The sequence below is a fragment of the Bombilactobacillus sp. ESL1187 genome (assembly GCF_058107155.1).
This window is the reverse complement of sequence record NZ_JBYLTZ010000001.1, coordinates 462,779-481,944: the sequence shown is the minus strand read 5'-3', so window position 1 is coordinate 481,944 and position 19,166 is coordinate 462,779. Positions and strand designations below refer to the sequence as shown.

Here is a 19,166-nt window from a genome sequence, read left to right as displayed (position 1 = left end):
GTATGGAGTGGAAAATAGGGGATGTTACGATCCCCAATCAAGTTGTGGTCGCCCCAATGGCGGGAATTTCTAATTATTCATTTCGCATGACGGCCAAAGAATTTGGGGCAGGATTGGTAGTTTGCGAAATGGTTAGTGATCGCGGTATTTTATACAATAATCAAAAGACCCATGAAATGTTGTATGTGAATCCTAACGAACATCCGATTAGCATTCAAGTTTTTGGTGGTTCGAAGGAAACGTTAGTTCCGGCGATTAAATATGTGGCCGAAAATACAGCGGCGGACATTATCGATATTAATATGGGCTGTCCCGTGAAAAAGGTTACTAAAACCGGGGCTGGTTCACATTGGTTATTGGATCCGGATAGTATTTATGATTTAGTGAAAGCGGTCAAACAAGAAATCTCAAAGCCTTTGACTGTGAAAATGCGCACAGGGTTTGATAGCGATCATATTTTGGCTGTAGAGAATGCCTTAGCGGCCCAAGAAGGTGGCGCTGATGCCATTGCCATGCACGGTCGGACTAAAGCGCAAATGTATACGGGGCATGCGGATTGGGAATTATTACATGAAGTGGCACAACATTTAACCATTCCGTTTATGGGTAACGGTGATGTGAAAACGCCCCAAGATGCTAAAGTAATGATTGATGAAGTCGGAGCCGATGCAGTGATGGTAGCGCGGGGCGCGATTGGTAATCCTTGGGCATTAAAAGCCATGGTCACTTATTTAGACACCGGTGAATTATTGCCAGAACCAACACCGGCTGAAAAAATTCAAATTGCGAAAGAACAATTAGCGCGGTTAGTGGAATTAAAAGGTGAGCGAATTGGTGTTCCAGAATTTCGGCAGCAGGCCGCTTACTATTTAAAAGGAATTCCTCGTTCAGCCCGCACGAAAGCGGCCATTAATGAAGTGAATACGCAACAAGAAGTTGATGACTTGCTGGATCAATTTGCCCAGCAAGCAATGCAACGACAATTACAAAGATAGGGGTTAGTAATATGGCAGAAAATGAAATGAATGATCAATTACGTGTTCGGCGACAAAAGATGCAAGACTTACGTGATGCTGGGATTGACCCGTTTGGTCATCGTTATCAACCAACAGCAACTGCCCAAGAATTGCATGAGCAATATGATGCTTTAGATAAAGATGCAATTGAGCCAGTTAAAGTGCAAGTTGCTGGTCGGATGATGACCAAACGTGGCAAAGGTAAAGTTGGTTTTGCTGATTTAAAAGATCGGACGGGTAAGATTCAACTTTATGTGCGTAAAGATGTTGTCGGTGAAGAAAATTATCAGATTTTTAAAAAAGCGGACTTAGGGGATTTGTTTGGCATTGAAGGAACGGTGATGAAGACCGACATGGGTGAATTAACTGTGCGGGCTGATCATGTTACTTTATTAACGAAGGCCTTAAGACCATTGCCGGATAAGTATCACGGTTTAACCAATGTGGAACAAATTTATCGGCAACGGTACTTGGATTTGATTACCAACCAAGAAAGTTTCGATCGTTTTGTGAAGCGGACCAAAATTATTTCAGCAATTAGAGAATATTTGGACCAAAATGGCTTCTTAGAAGTGGAAACGCCCGTTTTGCATAGTCAAGCCGGTGGCGCGTCGGCACGACCATTTTTAACACACCATAATGCCTTGGATATTGATTTGTATATGCGTATTGCCTTGGAACTACCACTAAAACGTTTGATTGTTGGTGGCATGGAACGGGTTTACGAAATTGGTCGAGTCTTTCGAAACGAAGGGATTGATACCAAGCATAATCCTGAGTTTACTGAATTAGAAAGTTATGCTGCTTACTTTAACTTTGAAGATGTGATGGACGAAACTGAAGGTATTTTTCGCTATGCCGCCAAAAAAGCTTTAGGTACCCAGCAAGTGACTTATCAAGGTCATGCTGTTGACTTAAGTAAGCCGTTCAAACGCCAACATATGGTTGATGCCATTAAGGAACGGACCGGAGTTGATTTTTGGCCCGAAATGTCCATTGAACAAGCTCGCAAGCTTGCAGATGAACATCAGGTTCATTACGAAGATTATTGGCAAGTTGGTCATATTATTAATGCTTTCTTTGAAGAATTTGTTGAAGAAACCATTACTGAACCAACTTTTATCTATGGTCATCCAATTGAAATTTCACCGTTAGCTAAAAAGAGTGAACGCGATCCCCGTTTTGTTGATCGCTTTGAATTGTTTATCTTAGGTAATGAATATGCCAATGCCTTTACTGAATTAAATGATCCAATTGATCAACGGGAACGCTTTGAAGCTCAGGCGAAAGAACGTGAAGCTGGTAATGATGAAGCTGAACCAATTGATGAAGATTTCGTGGAAGCTTTGGAATATGGGATGCCACCAACTGGTGGTTTAGGCATTGGAATTGACCGTTTGGTCATGTTGTTAACCGATGCGCCATCCATTCGTGATGTCATTTTATTCCCAACATTACGGCCAGGTGAACAAAATAAGTAAATTTTTGTTTGAGAGAGTTGCATTTTGAAATTAAAATTGTTATACTAATACAGTCATTGGGTTAGCTGATGATTGTATTGAGTCGCTAGCTCAGTTGGTAGAGCAACGGCCTTTTAAGCCGTGGGTCGTGGGTCCGAGCCCCACGCGACTCATACTATCGTTGAAGATAGTTTTAATTGCGGAAGTAGTTCAGTGGTAGAACATCACCTTGCCATGGTGGGGGTCGCGGGTTCGAATCCCGTCTTCCGCTTTCATTATAATCACGCCGGGGTGGCGGAACTGGCAGACGCACAGGACTTAAAATCCTGCGGTAAGTGATTACCGTACCGGTTCGATTCCGGTCCTCGGCATTATAATGAGCACCCATAGCGCAATTGGATAGAGTGTCTGACTACGAATCAGAAGGTTGTAGGTTCGACTCCTACTGGGTGCATTGTACGATTGTACATTTATATTTGTGAATTTGATTGCGGAAGTAGTTCAGTGGTAGAACATCACCTTGCCATGGTGGGGGTCGCGGGTTCGAATCCCGTCTTCCGCTTTTTTCATCGGGAAATAGCTCAGCTTGGTAGAGCGCTACGTTCGGGACGTAGAGGTCGCAAGTTCGAATCTTGTTTTCCCGATTTCGGGAAATAGCTCAGCTTGGTAGAGCACTACGTTAGGGACGTAGGGGTCGCAAGTTCGAATCTTGTTTTCCCGATAAGTCCAGTTACATATGATGGTTGAAGATACGATATTATTTATCGTATCTTTTTGTATATTGAAAAGTTCAGTAAGGGAGGTCACGTAATTAATGCTGTTTAAACCTATATGCTTTTAAGATGTTATGTTACTGAACAAGAGTTGCTATGGGCAAAAGCCACACTTTCAATAGTTTGGAGCTTTTGGTTCTAATTCTTAATCATTGTTCAAATGAGTGTTTGACGATAAACTAAAATTAATAATTTAATTCATTACGATGACTTTTCATTGGTACTCTTGTTAATCTGCGGTAAAATAGTCAAACAACGTAATGTTTTAAGAATATTCAATTGAAGTAAAAGAAAGAGAGATTGTTATGAGCGAATTATTTACTGATAGTGCCAAAACTGCTCTAAGTTTGGCACAAAAGATCGCAATGGCTTTTCGTCATCAAGCTGTAGGTACAGAACATTTACTCTATGGTTTAGTAGAACAGGGTTCTGGAGTTGCAGCTCAAACAATTACTGAAATGACAGTCACTTCTGAGGATATTAAAGACGAAATTGAAGCCCTCACAGGCTATGGCGATAATACGGATGAGCGCCAAGATCAGCTCTATCTACCGTATTCACCTAGAACGGGGCAAGTTCTAGAACAAGCTAGTCAACAAGCCAAATTGTTAGGTGCTAATCAAGTTGGAACCGGCCATCTCTTATTGGCTTTATTACATGATCAGACAATTTTATCTTCACGGATTTTAACTAGTTTGGGCTTAAGTATTGTTAAGACCAAGCGCTTATTATTAAAAAATATGGGTATTTCTGAACGAGTTGATCGGGCTAATCAAAAAAAGAGTATGAATGGTTCACAAAGTGCGACACCAACACTGGATTCTTTAGCCCGTGACTTAACTATTTCAGCCAAACAAAAACACTTAGATCCGGTCATTGGTCGAGACAAAGAAATTGAACGAATGATCCAGATTTTAAGCCGTCGCACCAAGAATAATCCAGTTTTAATTGGTGAACCAGGAGTCGGTAAAACGGCAATTGTTGAAGGTCTTGCTCAAAAAATTATTAAGCAAGAGGTTCCGTTAGAATTACTCAATAAACGGGTAATGATGCTGGATATGGGTTCACTAGTGGCTGGCACCAAGTATCGTGGTGAATTTGAAGATCGTCTAAAAAAGATAATTAATGAAATCAACCAAGATCAAAATGTTATTTTATTTGTTGATGAGTTGCATACTTTAATCGGTGCAGGTGGAGCTGAAGGGGCCATTGATGCCTCGAACATCTTAAAGCCACCACTATCACGCGGTGAGCTCCAAATGATTGGTGCCACTACTTTAGATGAATACCAAAAATATATTGAAAAAGATGCGGCTTTTGCTCGTCGATTTGCGAAGATTGTGGTGGAAGAACCAACTACCGAACAAACCTATGAGATTTTGAAAGGCTTGCGCCCAGAATATGAACAACATCATCATTTAAAGATTACCGATGCGGCTTTACAGGCTGCAGTTGATTTATCCAAACGTTATTTGACAGATCGTTTCTTGCCCGATAAAGCGATTGATTTAGTTGATGAGGCCGCTGCGCGGGTGCACATTAATCAGTCTGCACAGCAACAACCGCAAAAATGGCAGGCCCTGGAGCAAGAGTTGAGTAATGTGGGGATGCAAAAAGATCAGGCTATTGCCCAACAAGATTTTGAAAAAGCGGCAGTTTTACGGAAGCAGGAATTAAAACTGCAACAAGAACTTGCCGAAAGTGAACAAAGCAGCGCACAGCCAACAGATGATCAATCTCAAGTAACTAGTGATGATATTGCAACAATCATTTCGCAATGGACGAATGTTCCGGTAACGAAGATTACTCAACAAGAATCCAAACAATTACTACATTTAGAAGATGAATTACATCAACGGATTGTTGGTCAGGATGAAGCTGTGACAGCCATTGCCAAAGCTATTCGTCGTGCGCGTAGTGGCTTAAAAGATCCGAAACGCCCCATTGGTTCTTTCATGTTTTTAGGACCTACTGGCGTTGGGAAAACTGAGCTAGCCAAAGCTTTAGCACAAAGTGTTTTTGGCAGCGAAGACGAAATTATTCGTATTGATATGTCTGAGTATATGGAAAAATTTAGTACTTCACGCTTAGTAGGAGCAGCTCCTGGTTATGTGGGCTACGATGAAGGCGGACAACTAACTGAACAAGTCCGCAATCATCCCTATTCTGTGATTTTATTAGATGAGATTGAAAAGGCTCATCGCGATGTGTTTAATTTATTACTCCAAGTTTTGGATGATGGTTTTTTGACAGACTCTAAGGGTCGCAAAGTTGATTTTCGCAATACAATCATTATTATGACTTCTAATTTAGGCGTTGATAGCCTCAATGAAGAACATAATGTGGGCTTTAACCAAACGACAGCTCACGATTATCAGACCATGAAGAATCATATTTTAGCGGCAACTAAAGAGTTTTTCCGGCCCGAATTTTTAAATCGAATTGATGAAATCTTGATTTTCCATGAGTTGACTAAAACTGATTTACAAGCAGTGGTCAAGATTTTGACGAAAGATTTAGTTCAGCGTTTGACACAACGGCAAATCAAATTGACGATTACAACGCGAGCTTTAAATTGGTTAGTGGAGAAAGGCTTCAATCCCCAAATGGGCGCGCGGCCGTTACGCCGGACGATTCAAAGCCAAGTCGAAGATCAAATTAGTGATTTATTATTGTCGCGGCAATTAGTTGCAGGTGATCGTTTGTCGGTAGGGGTAGCTAAAGGCCAGTTATCATTTAACATTCGTCATGCTCAAAAAGTTCAAGTCTAGAACTTGACACTTAGGTGAATTTGTTTTATCCTAATCATAATTAATTAGCGTGGTGCAGTGGGCGTATTCCCTCGAAATCTTGTCCGAGCCGGAATTATAAAAAAGCAAAAATAGTTTGAACTATTTTTGGTTTTTTTTTGCTTTCGAATTGTTAAATGCTAATTTGTAATGAAATTGTAATATTTGACTGGTAATTTATTTGATTTGAAAGGGTGAATAGTTTGACGCAAGACACAGTACGTTACCACAATGTCAATTATGGAAAACACCGGACGCGGCGGAGTTATGCGCGGATTAAGGAAGTTTTACCATTACCAAATTTAATTGACATTCAAACTAATTCTTATAATTGGTTCTTGGATGAAGGTTTAAAAGAAATGTTCCAAGATATTATGCCAATTAATGATTTTGCAGGAACATTATCTTTGGATTATGTTGGTTATAAACTATTAAAGCCTAAATATACGGTTGAAGAAGCACGTGATCATGATGCCAACTATTCTGCACCACTACACGTTACTTTGCGTTTGACTAATCATGACACAGGCGAAATCAAGACCCAAGATGTTTTCTTTGGTGATTTTCCCTTAATGACTGAGCAAGGAACTTTTATCATTAATGGTGCCGAACGGGTAATTGTTTCCCAATTAGTACGTTCACCGGGCGTTTATTACACTGCCGAAGCTGACAAAAACGGTCGCATGATTTATGGCACAACGGTGATTCCCAATCGGGGAGCTTGGTTAGAATTCGATAACGATGCGAAGAATATTAGTTATGTTCGAATTGATCGAACACGAAAATTGCCGATTACTGAATTGATTCGGGCCATTGGTTTTGGTTCTGATCAAGAAATTACGGAAATTTTTGGCAGTAACAGTGATTCCTTGAACTTATCTTTAGAAAAAGATGTCCACAAGGATACCAGTGATTCGCGGGTTGCCGAAGCTCTAAAAGATATTTATGAACGCTTACGCCCTGGTGAACCTAAGACTGCTGAAAGTTCACGGTCCTTATTGTACGCGCGCTTCTTTGATCCAAAGCGTTACGATACAGCGCCAGTGGGACGTTATAAGGTAAACAAAAAATTAAATTTAAAAACACGTTTGTTAGGTTTAACACTCGCCGAAACTTTAGCCGATCCAGAAACTGGTGAAGTTATCTTAGCTAAAGATACCAAAATTGACCGGGAAGCGATGAGCAAATTAGCTCCATATCTCAAAAATCCTGACTTTAAGGCGGTTACTTTCCAACCAGCTGATGAAGGAATTTTGGGCGATCCAGTTAAATTACAGATTATTAAAGTCTATTCACAAACTGATGAAGATCGGATTGTCAATATCATTGGCAATGGTAATATTGATGAAAAAATCAAGCATATTACCCCAGCTGATATTTTAGCTGAAATTAATTACTTCTTGAATTTACAAGAGGGCATTGGCACCACTGATGATATTGACCACTTGGGTAACCGGCGGATTCGGTCTGTTGGTGAATTGTTGCAAAACCAATTTCGTTTAGGTTTATCCCGGATGGAACGGGTTGTTCGGGAACGGATGTCCATTCAAGACACAGCAACTGTAACGCCGCAGCAATTGATTAATATTCGTCCTGTGGTAGCAGCTATTAAGGAATTCTTTGGTTCTTCACAATTGTCCCAGTTCATGGATCAAAACAATCCTTTGGGTGAATTGACGCATAAGAGACGTTTATCAGCTTTAGGACCGGGTGGTTTAACTCGTGATCGAGCTGGATATGCCGTTCGGGACGTGCACTATACGCATTATGGACGGATGTGTCCGATTGAAACACCCGAAGGACCGAACATTGGCTTGATCAATAACTTGGCCACTTATGGGGTTGTTAATAAGTATGGCTTTATTGAAACTCCTTACCGTCGCGTTTCTTGGGATACGCATAAAGTTACTGATAAGATTGACTATTTGACTGCCGATGAAGAAGATAACTATGTGGTGGCCCAGGCTAACACGCCTTTGAATGATGATGGTTCATTTGCTGAAGAACGGATTTTGGCCCGGCATAAAGATGATAATATTGAAACGACCGCCGATAAAGTCGATTATATGGATGTTTCACCGCGTCAAGTTGTGTCGGTAGCGACTTCTTGTATTCCATTCTTGGAAAACGATGACTCCAACCGGGCGTTGATGGGTGCTAACATGCAACGGCAGGCGGTTCCATTATTAAAGCCACATTCTCCATTGGTGGGAACCAGTATGGAATATGTCGCTGCCCATGACTCGGGAACAGCTTTATTAGCTCATCATGCCGGAGTAGTGCAATATGTTGATGCTAAAATTGTCAAGGTTAAACGTGACGATGAAGATGTGATTGACACCTATCATTTGATGAAATATCGGCGTTCTAATGCGGGTAAATGTTACAATCAACGGCCAATTGTGGAAAAGGGCAACCATGTTGATAAGAGTGAAATTATTGCCGATGGTCCAGCAATGCAAGAAGGGGAATTGGCTTTAGGTCAAAATCCACTGATTGCTTTTATGACTTGGAACATGTACAACTACGAAGATGCGGTTGTTTTATCTGAACGTTTGGTCAAAGATGACGTTTATACCTCAATTCATATTGAAGAATATGAATCAGAATCTCGGGATACCAAATTAGGACCAGAGGAAATTACACGCGAAATTCCAAATGTTGGTGAAGATGCGTTAAAAGATTTGGATGAAACCGGAATTGTCCGGATTGGGGCCGAAGTTCGTGATGGTGATATCTTAGTTGGTAAGGTGACACCAAAAGGTATGACTGAATTATCAGCTGAAGAACGTTTACTGCACGCCATTTTTGGTGAAAAAGCTCGTGAAGTACGTGATACTTCCTTACGGGTGCCTCATGGTGGCGGTGGAATTGTGCAAGACGTGAAAGTCTTTACTCGCGAAGCCGGCGATGAATTAAGCCCTGGTGTTAATACGATGGTTCGGGTTTATATTGCTCAAAAGCGGAAGATTCAAGTGGGTGATAAGATGGCCGGACGTCATGGTAACAAAGGAACAGTTTCCATTGTGGTTCCTGAAGAAGATATGCCATATATGCCAGATGGTACCCCAATTGATATTTTGTTAAATCCTATGGGTGTTCCTTCCCGTATGAATATTGGGCAGGTTTTGGAATTACACTTAGGTATGGCTGCTCGGAATTTAGGTATTCACGTGGCTACTCCTGTGTTTGATGGGGCCAGTGATGATGATTTGTGGGAAGCTGTTAAAGAAGCTAATATGGCTTCTGATGCTAAGACTATTTTGTACGATGGCCGGACAGGTGAACCCTTCCATAACCGGGTAGCTGTCGGGGTTATGTATTATATGAAATTAGCGCATATGGTTGATGATAAAATCCATGCGCGTTCCATTGGACCTTACTCATTAGTTACGCAACAGCCATTAGGTGGTAAAGCACAATTTGGTGGTCAGCGTTTTGGTGAAATGGAAGTTTGGGCCTTAGAAGCTTATGGTGCAGCTTATACCTTACAAGAAATTTTGACTTATAAGTCCGACGATGTAACTGGTCGGGTCAACACCTACGAAGCTATTGTTAAAGGTGAGACAATTCCTAAACCTGGGGTTCCAGAATCCTTCAGAGTTTTAATTAAAGAATTGGAATCATTGGGCTTAGATATGAAGATTCTAGATCATGAACATCAAGAAATTGGTTTACGTGATATGGATGAAGATACTACGTCTAAGAGTGTTGATGCTTTATCCAAATTAGCACAAGAGCAGGAACAAAAGAAACTGCAAGAAATGGCTGATAAGAATAAAGAACAAGAAGCACAATTACAACCTAATTTAGATAATTTAATGGATAAAATTAATAGTTTAAACGCGGATGATGGCGATACAACTGATAAATAATAGGAGGTTGCCAATTGATAGACGTCAATAAGTTTGAAAGTATGCAAATTGGTCTGGCTTCACCAGATAAGATTAGAAGTTGGTCTTACGGCGAAGTTAAGAAGCCAGAAACTATCAATTATCGGACTTTAAAACCAGAACGTGATGGTTTGTTCGATGAACGAATTTTTGGACCCACCAAAGATTGGGAATGTGCTTGTGGTAAATATAAGCGCATCCGTTATAAAGGAATTGTTTGCGATCGCTGTGGTGTGGAAGTAACGCGCTCAAAAGTTCGTCGTGAACGGATGGGGCATATTGAATTAGCAGCTCCTGTAACGCATATTTGGTATTTTAAAGGAATTCCGAGTCGGATGGGCTTAGTGTTAGATATGAGTCCTAGAGCATTGGAAGAAATTATTTATTTTGCCGCATATGTAGTTATCAAGTCCGGTGATACTGATCTGGAAGATAAGCAATTATTAACCGAAACTGAGTATCGTAAAAAACGGGAGCAGTATGGTAAAGCTTTCGATGCCAAAATGGGTGCCGAGGGTATTAAAGAGTTATTACAGGCCGTAGATTTAGATAAAGAAGTTGCCGGTTTGAAAGAACTCTTAAAAACTGCTACTGGTCAAAAGCGGACGCGGGCAATTCGGCGCTTAGATATTTTAAATGCTTTTCGGGATTCCGGTAATCGTCCCGAATGGATGGTTATGGACTGTATCCCAGTTATTCCACCAGATTTACGGCCAATGGTGCAATTAGAAGGTGGGCGTTTTGCCACATCTGATTTGAATGATTTATATCGGCGGGTCATTAATCGTAATAATCGTTTGAAGCGGTTATTAGATTTAAATGCGCCAAATATCATTGTGCAAAATGAAAAACGGATGTTACAAGAAGCAGTCGATGCTTTGATTGATAATGGCCGACGGGGTCGTCCAGTAACTGGCCCAGGAAATCGACCATTAAAATCCTTATCGCATATGCTTAAAGGTAAGCAGGGACGTTTCCGTCAAAACTTATTAGGTAAGCGTGTTGATTATTCTGGGCGTTCGGTTATTGATGTTGGACCAACGTTGAAGTTTTATCAATGTGGTTTGCCACGTGAAATGGCCTTGGAATTATTTAAGCCATTTGTCATGCACGAATTGGTTGAACGGGAATTAGCTTCCAATATTAAAAATGCTAAACGCAAAATTGAACGGCAAGATGATGTGGTGTGGGACGTTCTCGAAGATGTGATTAAAGAACGTCCAGTGTTGTTAAACCGGGCACCAACCTTACACCGGTTAGGTATTCAAGCTTTTGAGCCTGTCTTAGTTGATGGTAAGTCCATTCGATTACATCCATTGGCTTGTGAAGCTTATAATGCCGATTTTGATGGCGATCAGATGGCTGTTCACGTTCCTTTATCTGATGAAGCACAAGCAGAAGCGCGGATGTTAATGTTAGCTGCTCACCATATTTTAGCTCCGAAAGATGGTAAACCAATCGTTACTCCTTCACAGGACGTTGTGTTGGGTAACTATTATCTAACGCTAGAAGAACGTGGTCGTGAAGGCGAAGGCATGATCTTTAAAGACATGGACGAAGTTGAGATGGCCTTTCAAAATGGGGTCGTTCATTGGCATACAAGAATTGGTTTGGCAACTAAGTCTTTGACTAATTTTGCCTTCAAAGAAGATCAAAAAGATCGGATTATGATAACTAGTGTTGGTAAAGTGATTTTTAACCGGATTTTACCAGAAGGAATGCCATATATTAATGAACCAACTGCGGCTAACTTAACTGATGGCGTTGCTGATCAATACTTCTTAAATGAAGGTGAAGATATTCACCAACGCTTAACGGATATGCCGTTAATTGATCCATTTAAAAAGGGCTATTTAAGTGATATCATTGCGCAAGTCTTTAAGATTTATAAAGTTCAACGCACTTCCGAATTGTTAGATGATATGAAAGAATTGGGTTATACGATCTGTACTTTATCTGGTTTAACCGTTGGGGTTTCTGACGTACCACAATTGTCTGATAAGCAAGATATTGTTAATGAGGCACATAAACAAGTAGCTACTGTAGCTAAGCAATTCCGGCGTGGTTTAATTACTGATGAAGAACGGCATAATCGGGTTATTAGCATTTGGAATGATGCTAAAGACGAGATTCAACAACAATTGGTTGATAGTTTTGATCCGAAGAACCCAATTTCCATGATGTCTGATTCTGGAGCCCGGGGTAATATTTCTAACTTTACGCAGTTAGCAGGAATGCGGGGCTTAATGGCCGCTCCTAACGGCGGAATGATGGAAGTTCCTGTTACTTCGAACTTCCGTGAAGGCTTATCTGTTTTGGAAATGTTTATGTCCACTCACGGTGCCCGGAAGGGTATGACTGATACGGCTTTGAAGACGGCTAACTCTGGTTACTTGACTAGACGTTTGGTTGATGTTGCCCAAGACGTGATTGTCAGAGAAGAAGATTGTGGTACTGATCGGGGCTTAGAGGTCTCGGCCATTACTGAAGGTAATGAAATTATTGAACCTTTGGCCGATCGTTTATTAGGCCGTTACACGCAAAAGGAAATTTTAGATCCCGCAACTGGTGAAGAATTAGTTGGACGTAACGTTTTATTGGATGAAGAATTGACCAAGTTAGTTTTGGATGCTGGTGTAACCAAAGTAACGATTCGTTCTGCTTTCACCTGCAACACATTGCATGGTGTTTGCCAAAAATGTTACGGCCGCAACTTGGCAACTGGTGAAGAAGTTGAAGTTGGTGAAGCTGTCGGGGTTGTTGCTGCACAATCCATCGGTGAACCCGGTACCCAGTTAACCATGAGAAACTTCCATACCGGTGGTGTTGCTGGTGGCGAAGATATTACGCAAGGATTGCCGCGGGTTGAAGAAATTTTTGAAGCTCGGAATCCTAAAGGTCTAGCTTATATTTCTGAAGTTGATGGGACAGTTACTGCTATTGATGAAAATCCTGCAGAACATACTCGTGAAATCACTGTTGAAGGTAAAATTGATAACCGCACCTACAGTGTTCCTTACACAGCGAGTGTTGCTGTAAGTGAAGGCGATGTTATTCAGCGGGGTGATAAATTAACTTCTGGTTCAATTGATCCTAAGCAATTAATTAAAGTTACTGATGTCCAAACTACCGAAAACTATTTGCTATCTGAAGTGCAAAAAGTTTATCGGATGCAAGGTGTTGACATCAGTGATAAGCATATTGAAGTTATGGTCCGTAAGATGCTACGGAAGATCCGGGTTTTAGATCCTGGGGATACTGAAGTCTTACCGGGTTCCTTATTAGATATTGGTGACTTTACTGATACGAATACCGATGCTTTAATTAAAGGTAAATTACCAGCAACTGGTTCGCCAGTCTTATTAGGAATTACCAAAGCTTCATTAGAAACCAATAGTTTCTTGTCAGCCGCTTCCTTCCAGGAAACTACGAGAGTTCTAACTGATGCTTCGATTCGTGGCAAGAGCGATCCATTGGTCGGCTTAAAAGAAAATGTCATGATTGGTAAGATTATTCCAGCTGGTACCGGTATGGCTAAGTATCGGCACATGCAACCACAGAAAGTGGGCGCAGTGTTAGGCGATACCACTGATCATACTAACTTATCCGATATTGAAGCTGAAATGAATCGTGATTAATGTAAAGAAAAAGCCTTACGAAATTTTTCGTAAGGCTTTTTTTGTTGGCTTTAATTTGCTAAGTTCATGGAACTAGTGCATATAAATGAAAGCTGAGATTAAATATAAAATAATAATATGCGCTGGATAGAAAATATAAAAGAAGTACTTCATCCCTGGCCCTTTTTGATTGTTATAAAATAGAATAGGAATAATCGCCAGAACCATCAACCATTGATCCATTCGTAATAAAGCGTAAATCAGGGCGACTAAAGCAATAATGAGACATTGAATTTTGCGATTGTCTTTAAAAAGATAAAGTAAAGGAATCAGCAAAACCATAAAATTATTTTCGGCTAATAACAAAGCTGGTAAGAGACTAGTACCAATGACCATTAATGGTACAGGAGCTTTAGTTAACGGTAAAATTAATAATGAAGCAACAAAAGGTAAGCTAAATAATAAGAGACCAATAATAATATTTTTGCCACGTTGTTGTTGGCGCGCCTTTTGAAAATAATCAATAGCTAACATAAAAATAGTACCGATGAATAAGTCTCGAAAAATGTTATTTGATAAAACGACTTTGTCATATTTAACCCAGTGTTCTACACCAAAGGTTAATAAGGACATACAGACCATACTGAAATATAAGCGCCACATATAATTCTTTTTGCTATGTGTGTAACTAAAACCAATAACACAAGTAAAAAAGAAAATCGTCGCTACGGGGCGACCAAACCAGTCTAACCAATTGGGAGCGCCAAATGGCAAAAACATTTGATGAATGTGGTCAACGACCATGAAAATAATGCCTAAAATTTTTAAATCAAAAGTGGTTAACCCTTTTTTAAAATTAGTTAGTTTGAGATTCATGGGAATCCTCCTGCTATATTTAACATCGAATAAGAATTATAACTTTTGGGTTATACAATTGCAACTGTCCATTAATTCAATTATGCCAATCTTAGTTAAAATCGTGCTATTCTTAGTTAATAATAAAAAGGAGGTTTTCAATTATGGAAGAAACTGCAATTTTTGCGGGCGGTTGTTTTTGGTGCATGGTTAAACCATTTGATACAATGCCGGGCATTAAACAAGTCATTTCTGGTTATACTGGTGGTCACGTCCCCAATCCGACGTATGAACAAGTGGCCAGTCACCAAACTGGTCATACTGAAGCAGTCAAAATTGTATTTGATCCAGCAATTATTTCTTATCAAGATTTAGTTAATATTTATTGGCAGCAAACGGATCCTACAGATGCAATGGGTCAATTTCAAGACCGCGGAGACAACTATCGACCGGTTATTTTTGTGAAAGATGAACAACAACGAAAGATTGCTGAAGCCTCAAAACAAAGTTTGATTCAAAGTGGCCATTTTGATCGACCAATTGTGACCAAAATTGAACCGGCACAAACTTTTTATCCGGCGGAAGACTATCATCAAGCTTTTTATAAAAAAAATCCTGCACGTTATCAATTAGAAGAAGCTGGTGGGCGAGAACAGTTTTTAAAGGAGCATTGGTCAAAATAAAAAGCGTAAAATGAAAGCTATGAGAATAAACGGAATAAAGGGCATTAAAACTCGACGATGTTGTTTATGATATAAAATCAAAAATCCAATTAATGCTAATCCGCATGCAATGAGGACGATTTGTAATGTTATCTGATTAGGAGTTAAAAGGCTCATTAAAATCAGTATTTCGCAATCGCCTAAACCGAAGCGTGGACGACAACAGAAATAAAAACCAATTATAAATAAACTAAAAAGTCCAATGAAAATCAATTGGTGCCAGTTGGGGAAGTTGAAGATAATGCAAGCGAGATAAGCAGGAACTAAAGTTACTGGCCAAATACTCAAAAAGATGTAATCGGTCATGGAACTTAGAGCGATAGTTAAGCCAACTAAGATTAATAAATAAGAATTGACAGTATGTTGCAAGCTAGCCTCTAGCCCAATAACTAGTCCAATTACTTCAATCCAAAAAATGCCCGGATAGATTCTGCGGTGGCAATAGGCACAACGACCACGTAATAATAAGTAGCTGATAATAGGAATTTCATGATACCACTTCAGTGGTTTGGCACAGACGTCACAGCGGGAACGTCCGCGGATAATGGAATAACCTAATGGTAAACGTAAGGCAACTAAGCCACAGAAAGATGCCAGACAGATACTCAAGAATAATTTAAAAATAATCATATTTTCACCTCAATTCACACTACGTAAATTGCGGTGATTTTTTTGAATAAAGTGTAAAAAAATTGGATACCAGAATGTAAATGTTAAGATCGTAGAGAGATTAATTTTTTGACAGTCGTTAGCAATTGGCGTGGAATTTAATTTGACATTAAGTTGATTCAATGCTACCATGATAGCTGTGCTTTTTAGAGGTTTAGTGTGCCATAATTAGCTTAGTAAACCACACGTGTGGTCTTTTTATTTAATCAAAAAAGAACCACCTGGATGTGTGTACTTAAAATTTTAAGGAGGAACTTTTAATGCCAACAATTAACCAATTGGTACGTAAAGGTCGTAAATCAAGAACTTCAAAGTCTGATTCTCCAGCTTTGAACTTCGGCTATAACAGTATGAAGAAAATTGCTACTGATAATCCTGCTCCACAAAAACGGGGAGTTGCAACTCGTGTCGGTACTATGACACCAAAGAAACCAAACTCTGCTTTACGTAAATATGCTCGTGTTCGTTTATCAAACTTAATCGAAGTTACTGCTTATATTCCAGGAATTGGTCATAATTTGCAGGAACATAGTGTTGTTTTGATTCGTGGCGGCCGTGTGAAAGATTTACCTGGTGTTCGTTACCATATTGTTCGTGGTGCGTTAGATACTGCTGGTGTTGATGGTCGGATGCAAGGCCGTTCCAAGTATGGCGCAAAGAAGCCTAAAAAATAAGCAATCAAAATTCTAAGAGATCTATTTAGGAGGATTTCCAATGCCAAGAAAAGGTACAGTTGCAAAGCGCGATGTTTTGCCAGATCCAATTTATAATTCAAAGCTTGTTACTCGTTTAATTAATCACTTAATGATCGATGGTAAACGTGGTAAAGCTTCAACTATTTTGTATGATGCATTTGATATTATTAAAGATAAAACTGGTAATGATCCAGTTGAAGTTTTTAACGAAGCAATGAAAAATGTTATGCCAGTTTTGGAAGTTAAAGCTCGCCGGATTGGTGGCTCTAACTATCAAGTTCCGATCGAAGTACGTCCAGAACGGCGGACAACTTTAGGCTTACGTTGGATTGTTAGCTACGCACGTTTACGTGGTGAACACACAATGGATGAACGTTTAGCTCAAGAAATTATGGATGCTGCTAACAATACTGGTGCAGCTGTCAAAAGACGTGAAGATACTCATAAGATGGCTGATGCCAACCGGGCTTTTGCACATTATCGTTGGTAATTTAAAACCGATTTATTGAGAGGAGTACTAGTCTTATGGCTAATAAACGTGAATTTCCTTTAGAGAAAACACGTAATATCGGGATCATGGCACATATTGATGCCGGTAAAACAACAACAACAGAACGGATCCTTTATTACACTGGTAAAATTCATAAAATTGGTGAAACTCATGATGGAGCTTCCCAAATGGACTGGATGGAACAAGAACAGGAACGTGGTATTACTATTACTTCAGCTGCGACAACTGCTCAATGGAAGGATCATCGGATTAACATTATCGATACCCCAGGACACGTGGACTTCACGATTGAAGTTGAACGTTCTTTACGTGTGTTAGATGGTGCAATTACAGTTTTGGATGGTCAATCTGGTGTTGAACCACAAACAGAAAATGTTTGGCGTCAAGCTACCACTTACCATGTTCCTAGAATCGTTTTTGTTAACAAAATGGATAAATTAGGAGCCGATTTCGATTATTCTGTTCAAACGATCAAAGATCGTTTGGATGCTAAACCATTAGCAATTCAAATGCCAATCGGGGCCGAGGATGCTTTTGAAGGTGTTATTGACTTAATCGAAATGAAAGCCGATCTTTATGACGAAGATGAATTAGGTTCTAAATGGGATACCATTGATGTTCCTGATGAATATAAAGAAGAAGCTGAAAAACGTCGGGCACAAATGATTGAAGAGTTAGCTGATGTTGATGATGAAATCATGGAGAAATACCTTGACGGTGCTGAAATCAGTAATGATGAAATTCGGACAGCTATTCGTAAAGCTACTATTGACTTGGAATTGTTCCCTGTTTTAGCTGGTTCTGCCTTTAAGAATAAAGGTGTGCAAATGTTGATGGATGCCGTGGTTGATTATTTGCCATCACCATTGGATGTTCGTCCATATAATGCCAAAGATCCAGAAACTGGTGATGATGTTGAATTAGTAGCTGATGATACTAAACCATTTGCTGGTTTAGCTTTCAAGATTGCTACGGACCCATTTGTTGGTCGTTTAACTTACTTGCGGGTTTATACTGGTACTTTGGAAGCTGGTTCTTATGTCTTGAATGCTACCAAAGATAAGCGGGAACGTGTTGGCCGTTTATTACAGATGCATTCTAATCACCGAATGGAAATTCCAGAAGTGTTCTCTGGCGATATTGCTGCCGCAATTGGCTTGAAGAATACGACAACTGGTGATTCTTTGACTGATCCTGACCATCCTTTGATTTTGGAATCAATGGAAATTCCTGATCCTGTGATCCAAGTTTCTATTGAACCGAAGTCTAAAGAAGACCGTGATAAATTAGATGTTGCTATTCAAAAATTAGCTGAAGAAGATCCAACTTTCCGTGCTGAAACGAATCCGGAAACTGGTGAAACTTTAATCGCTGGTATGGGTGAATTGCATTTGGATATCATGGTTGATCGGATGCGGCGTGAATTCAAGGTTGATGCTCAAGTTGGTGAACCACAAGTTGCCTATCGTGAAACCTTCACGAAACAAGCTTCTGCTGAAGGTAAGTTTGTTCGTCAGTCTGGTGGTAAAGGTCAATACGGTGATGTCTGGATTGAATTTACACCAAATGAAGAAGGCAAAGGCTTTGAATTTGAAGATGCTATTGTTGGTGGGGTTGTTCCACGTGAATACATTCCATCAGTTGAAGACGGTTTGAAAGATTCAATGGCTAATGGTGTCTTAGCTGGTTATCCTTTGATTGATATTAAAGCTAAGTTATACGATGGTTCTTACCATGAAGTCGATTCTTCTGAAGCTGCCTTTAAAGTTGCTGCTTCAATGGCCTTGCATAATGCGGTGAAGAATGCTGGTGCCGTAATCTTGGAACCAATCATGAAAGTTGAAATTGTAACTCCAGAAGATTACTTAGGTGATGTTATGGGACAAGTTACAGCTCGTCGTGGTCGGATCGAAGGTATGGAGGAACGTGGTAATGCGCAATTGATTAATGCATTTGTGCCATTATCTGAAATGTTTGGTTATGCTACTACTTTGCGTTCTGCAACTCAAGGACGTGGTACTTTCACGATGACTTTTGATCATTATGAAAAGACTCCAAAGAGTATTCAAGAAGATATTATTAAGAAAAATGGCGGTAACGCTGGTTAATTACTGAATCAAAAAAAGCTGGGAATTGTCCCAGCTTTTTTTGTGTTCAGTAAAGAAA

11 protein-coding genes and 7 tRNA genes are annotated in these 19,166 nt (G+C 39.9%); 16 read left to right on the top strand and 2 right to left on the bottom strand.

What is annotated here, in order from left to right:
* The first annotated feature begins 2 nt into the window (after positions 1–2).
* The 12 genes from dusB (at position 3) to rpoC (ending at position 13,569) form a co-directional block, all read left to right on the top strand.
* The gene (gene dusB / locus AC3B5B_RS02560; RefSeq protein WP_489769205.1) at positions 3–995 is read left to right on the top strand and encodes a tRNA dihydrouridine synthase DusB; all 993 of its coding nucleotides are present in this window, start codon (positions 3–5) and stop codon (positions 993–995) included.
* A gap of 11 nt (positions 996–1,006) precedes the next feature.
* The gene (gene lysS / locus AC3B5B_RS02555; protein WP_489757132.1) at positions 1,007–2,497 is read left to right on the top strand and encodes a lysine--tRNA ligase; all 1,491 of its coding nucleotides are present in this window, start codon (positions 1,007–1,009) and stop codon (positions 2,495–2,497) included.
* Between the two features lie 79 nt (positions 2,498–2,576).
* Positions 2,577–2,649, top strand: a tRNA-Lys gene (locus AC3B5B_RS02550).
* 26 nt (positions 2,650–2,675) lie between these two features.
* Positions 2,676–2,747: transfer RNA gene (locus AC3B5B_RS02545), tRNA-Gly, on the top strand.
* 14 nt (positions 2,748–2,761) lie between these two features.
* Positions 2,762–2,847, top strand: a tRNA-Leu gene (locus tag AC3B5B_RS02540).
* 9 nt (positions 2,848–2,856) lie between these two features.
* Positions 2,857–2,930, top strand: a tRNA-Arg gene (locus AC3B5B_RS02535).
* A 36-nt stretch (positions 2,931–2,966) separates the two neighbouring features.
* Positions 2,967–3,038 (top strand) — tRNA-Gly (locus AC3B5B_RS02530).
* Between the two features lie 8 nt (positions 3,039–3,046).
* Positions 3,047–3,120, top strand: a tRNA-Pro gene (locus AC3B5B_RS02525).
* Between the two features lie 3 nt (positions 3,121–3,123).
* Positions 3,124–3,197 (top strand) — tRNA-Pro (locus tag AC3B5B_RS02520).
* Between the two features lie 357 nt (positions 3,198–3,554).
* Entirely contained in the window at positions 3,555–6,020 is a 2,466-nt protein-coding gene (locus AC3B5B_RS02515) for an ATP-dependent Clp protease ATP-binding subunit (RefSeq protein WP_489769204.1), read from the top strand.
* Positions 6,021–6,241: 221 nt separating this feature from the next.
* Positions 6,242–9,913, top strand: a complete 3,672-nt coding sequence (rpoB, locus tag AC3B5B_RS02510) for a DNA-directed RNA polymerase subunit beta (protein ID WP_489757134.1) — start codon at positions 6,242–6,244, stop codon at positions 9,911–9,913.
* Positions 9,914–9,927: 14 nt separating this feature from the next.
* The gene (gene rpoC / locus AC3B5B_RS02505; protein ID WP_489757135.1) at positions 9,928–13,569 is read left to right on the top strand and encodes a DNA-directed RNA polymerase subunit beta'; all 3,642 of its coding nucleotides are present in this window, start codon (positions 9,928–9,930) and stop codon (positions 13,567–13,569) included.
* Positions 13,570–13,641: 72 nt separating this feature from the next.
* Here rpoC and AC3B5B_RS02500 read toward each other — a convergent pair whose 3' ends face one another.
* A complete protein-coding gene (locus tag AC3B5B_RS02500) occupies positions 13,642–14,424 on the bottom strand; it encodes a TraX family protein (protein ID WP_489757136.1) in 783 nt (260 codons plus the stop codon).
* A 143-nt stretch (positions 14,425–14,567) separates the two neighbouring features.
* Here AC3B5B_RS02500 and msrA point away from each other — a divergent pair, with 143 nt between their 5' ends.
* Positions 14,568–15,086: a peptide-methionine (S)-S-oxide reductase MsrA gene (gene msrA / locus AC3B5B_RS02495; protein WP_489757137.1), complete on the top strand. Its 519-nt coding sequence runs from the start codon at positions 14,568–14,570 to the stop codon at positions 15,084–15,086.
* On the opposite strand, the gene AC3B5B_RS02490 is transcribed toward msrA, so the two are convergent.
* Positions 15,078–15,755 carry a prepilin peptidase gene (locus tag AC3B5B_RS02490; RefSeq protein ID WP_489757138.1) on the bottom strand — a complete coding sequence of 226 codons (678 nt, stop codon included), beginning with the start codon at positions 15,753–15,755 and terminating at the stop codon, positions 15,078–15,080. The two genes, msrA and AC3B5B_RS02490, sit on opposite strands and share 9 nt — an antisense overlap.
* A gap of 299 nt (positions 15,756–16,054) precedes the next feature.
* Between AC3B5B_RS02490 and rpsL the strand changes: the two genes are divergently transcribed.
* Genes rpsL through fusA form a run of 3 tightly spaced genes read left to right on the top strand, consistent with a single transcriptional unit; the run spans position 16,055 to position 19,108 of the window.
* A complete protein-coding gene (gene rpsL / locus AC3B5B_RS02485; RefSeq protein WP_489755262.1) occupies positions 16,055–16,468 on the top strand; it encodes a 30S ribosomal protein S12 in 414 nt (137 codons plus the stop codon).
* 40 nt (positions 16,469–16,508) lie between these two features.
* Positions 16,509–16,979, top strand: a complete 471-nt coding sequence (gene rpsG / locus AC3B5B_RS02480) for a 30S ribosomal protein S7 (RefSeq protein WP_489757139.1) — start codon at positions 16,509–16,511, stop codon at positions 16,977–16,979.
* Positions 16,980–17,014: 35 nt separating this feature from the next.
* Entirely contained in the window at positions 17,015–19,108 is a 2,094-nt protein-coding gene (gene fusA, locus AC3B5B_RS02475) for an elongation factor G (protein ID WP_489757140.1), read from the top strand.
* The last annotated feature ends 58 nt before the right edge of the window (positions 19,109–19,166 follow it).

Excerpts from the sequence above, each read along its gene's own strand:
- dusB (WP_489769205.1), top strand. The coding sequence starts at position 3 with ATGGAGTGGAAAATAGGGGATGTTACGATCCCCAATCAAGTTGTGGTC.
- msrA (WP_489757137.1), top strand. The coding sequence starts at position 14,568 with ATGGAAGAAACTGCAATTTTTGCGGGCGGTTGTTTTTGGTGCATGGTT.
- rpsL (WP_489755262.1), top strand. The coding sequence starts at position 16,055 with ATGCCAACAATTAACCAATTGGTACGTAAAGGTCGTAAATCAAGAACT.
- AC3B5B_RS02500 (WP_489757136.1), bottom strand. The coding sequence starts at position 14,424 with ATGAATCTCAAACTAACTAATTTTAAAAAAGGGTTAACCACTTTTGAT.
- fusA (WP_489757140.1), top strand. The coding sequence starts at position 17,015 with ATGGCTAATAAACGTGAATTTCCTTTAGAGAAAACACGTAATATCGGG.
- AC3B5B_RS02515 (WP_489769204.1), top strand. The coding sequence starts at position 3,555 with ATGAGCGAATTATTTACTGATAGTGCCAAAACTGCTCTAAGTTTGGCA.
- AC3B5B_RS02490 (WP_489757138.1), bottom strand. The coding sequence starts at position 15,755 with ATGATTATTTTTAAATTATTCTTGAGTATCTGTCTGGCATCTTTCTGT.
- lysS (WP_489757132.1), top strand. The coding sequence starts at position 1,007 with ATGGCAGAAAATGAAATGAATGATCAATTACGTGTTCGGCGACAAAAG.
- rpsG (WP_489757139.1), top strand. The coding sequence starts at position 16,509 with ATGCCAAGAAAAGGTACAGTTGCAAAGCGCGATGTTTTGCCAGATCCA.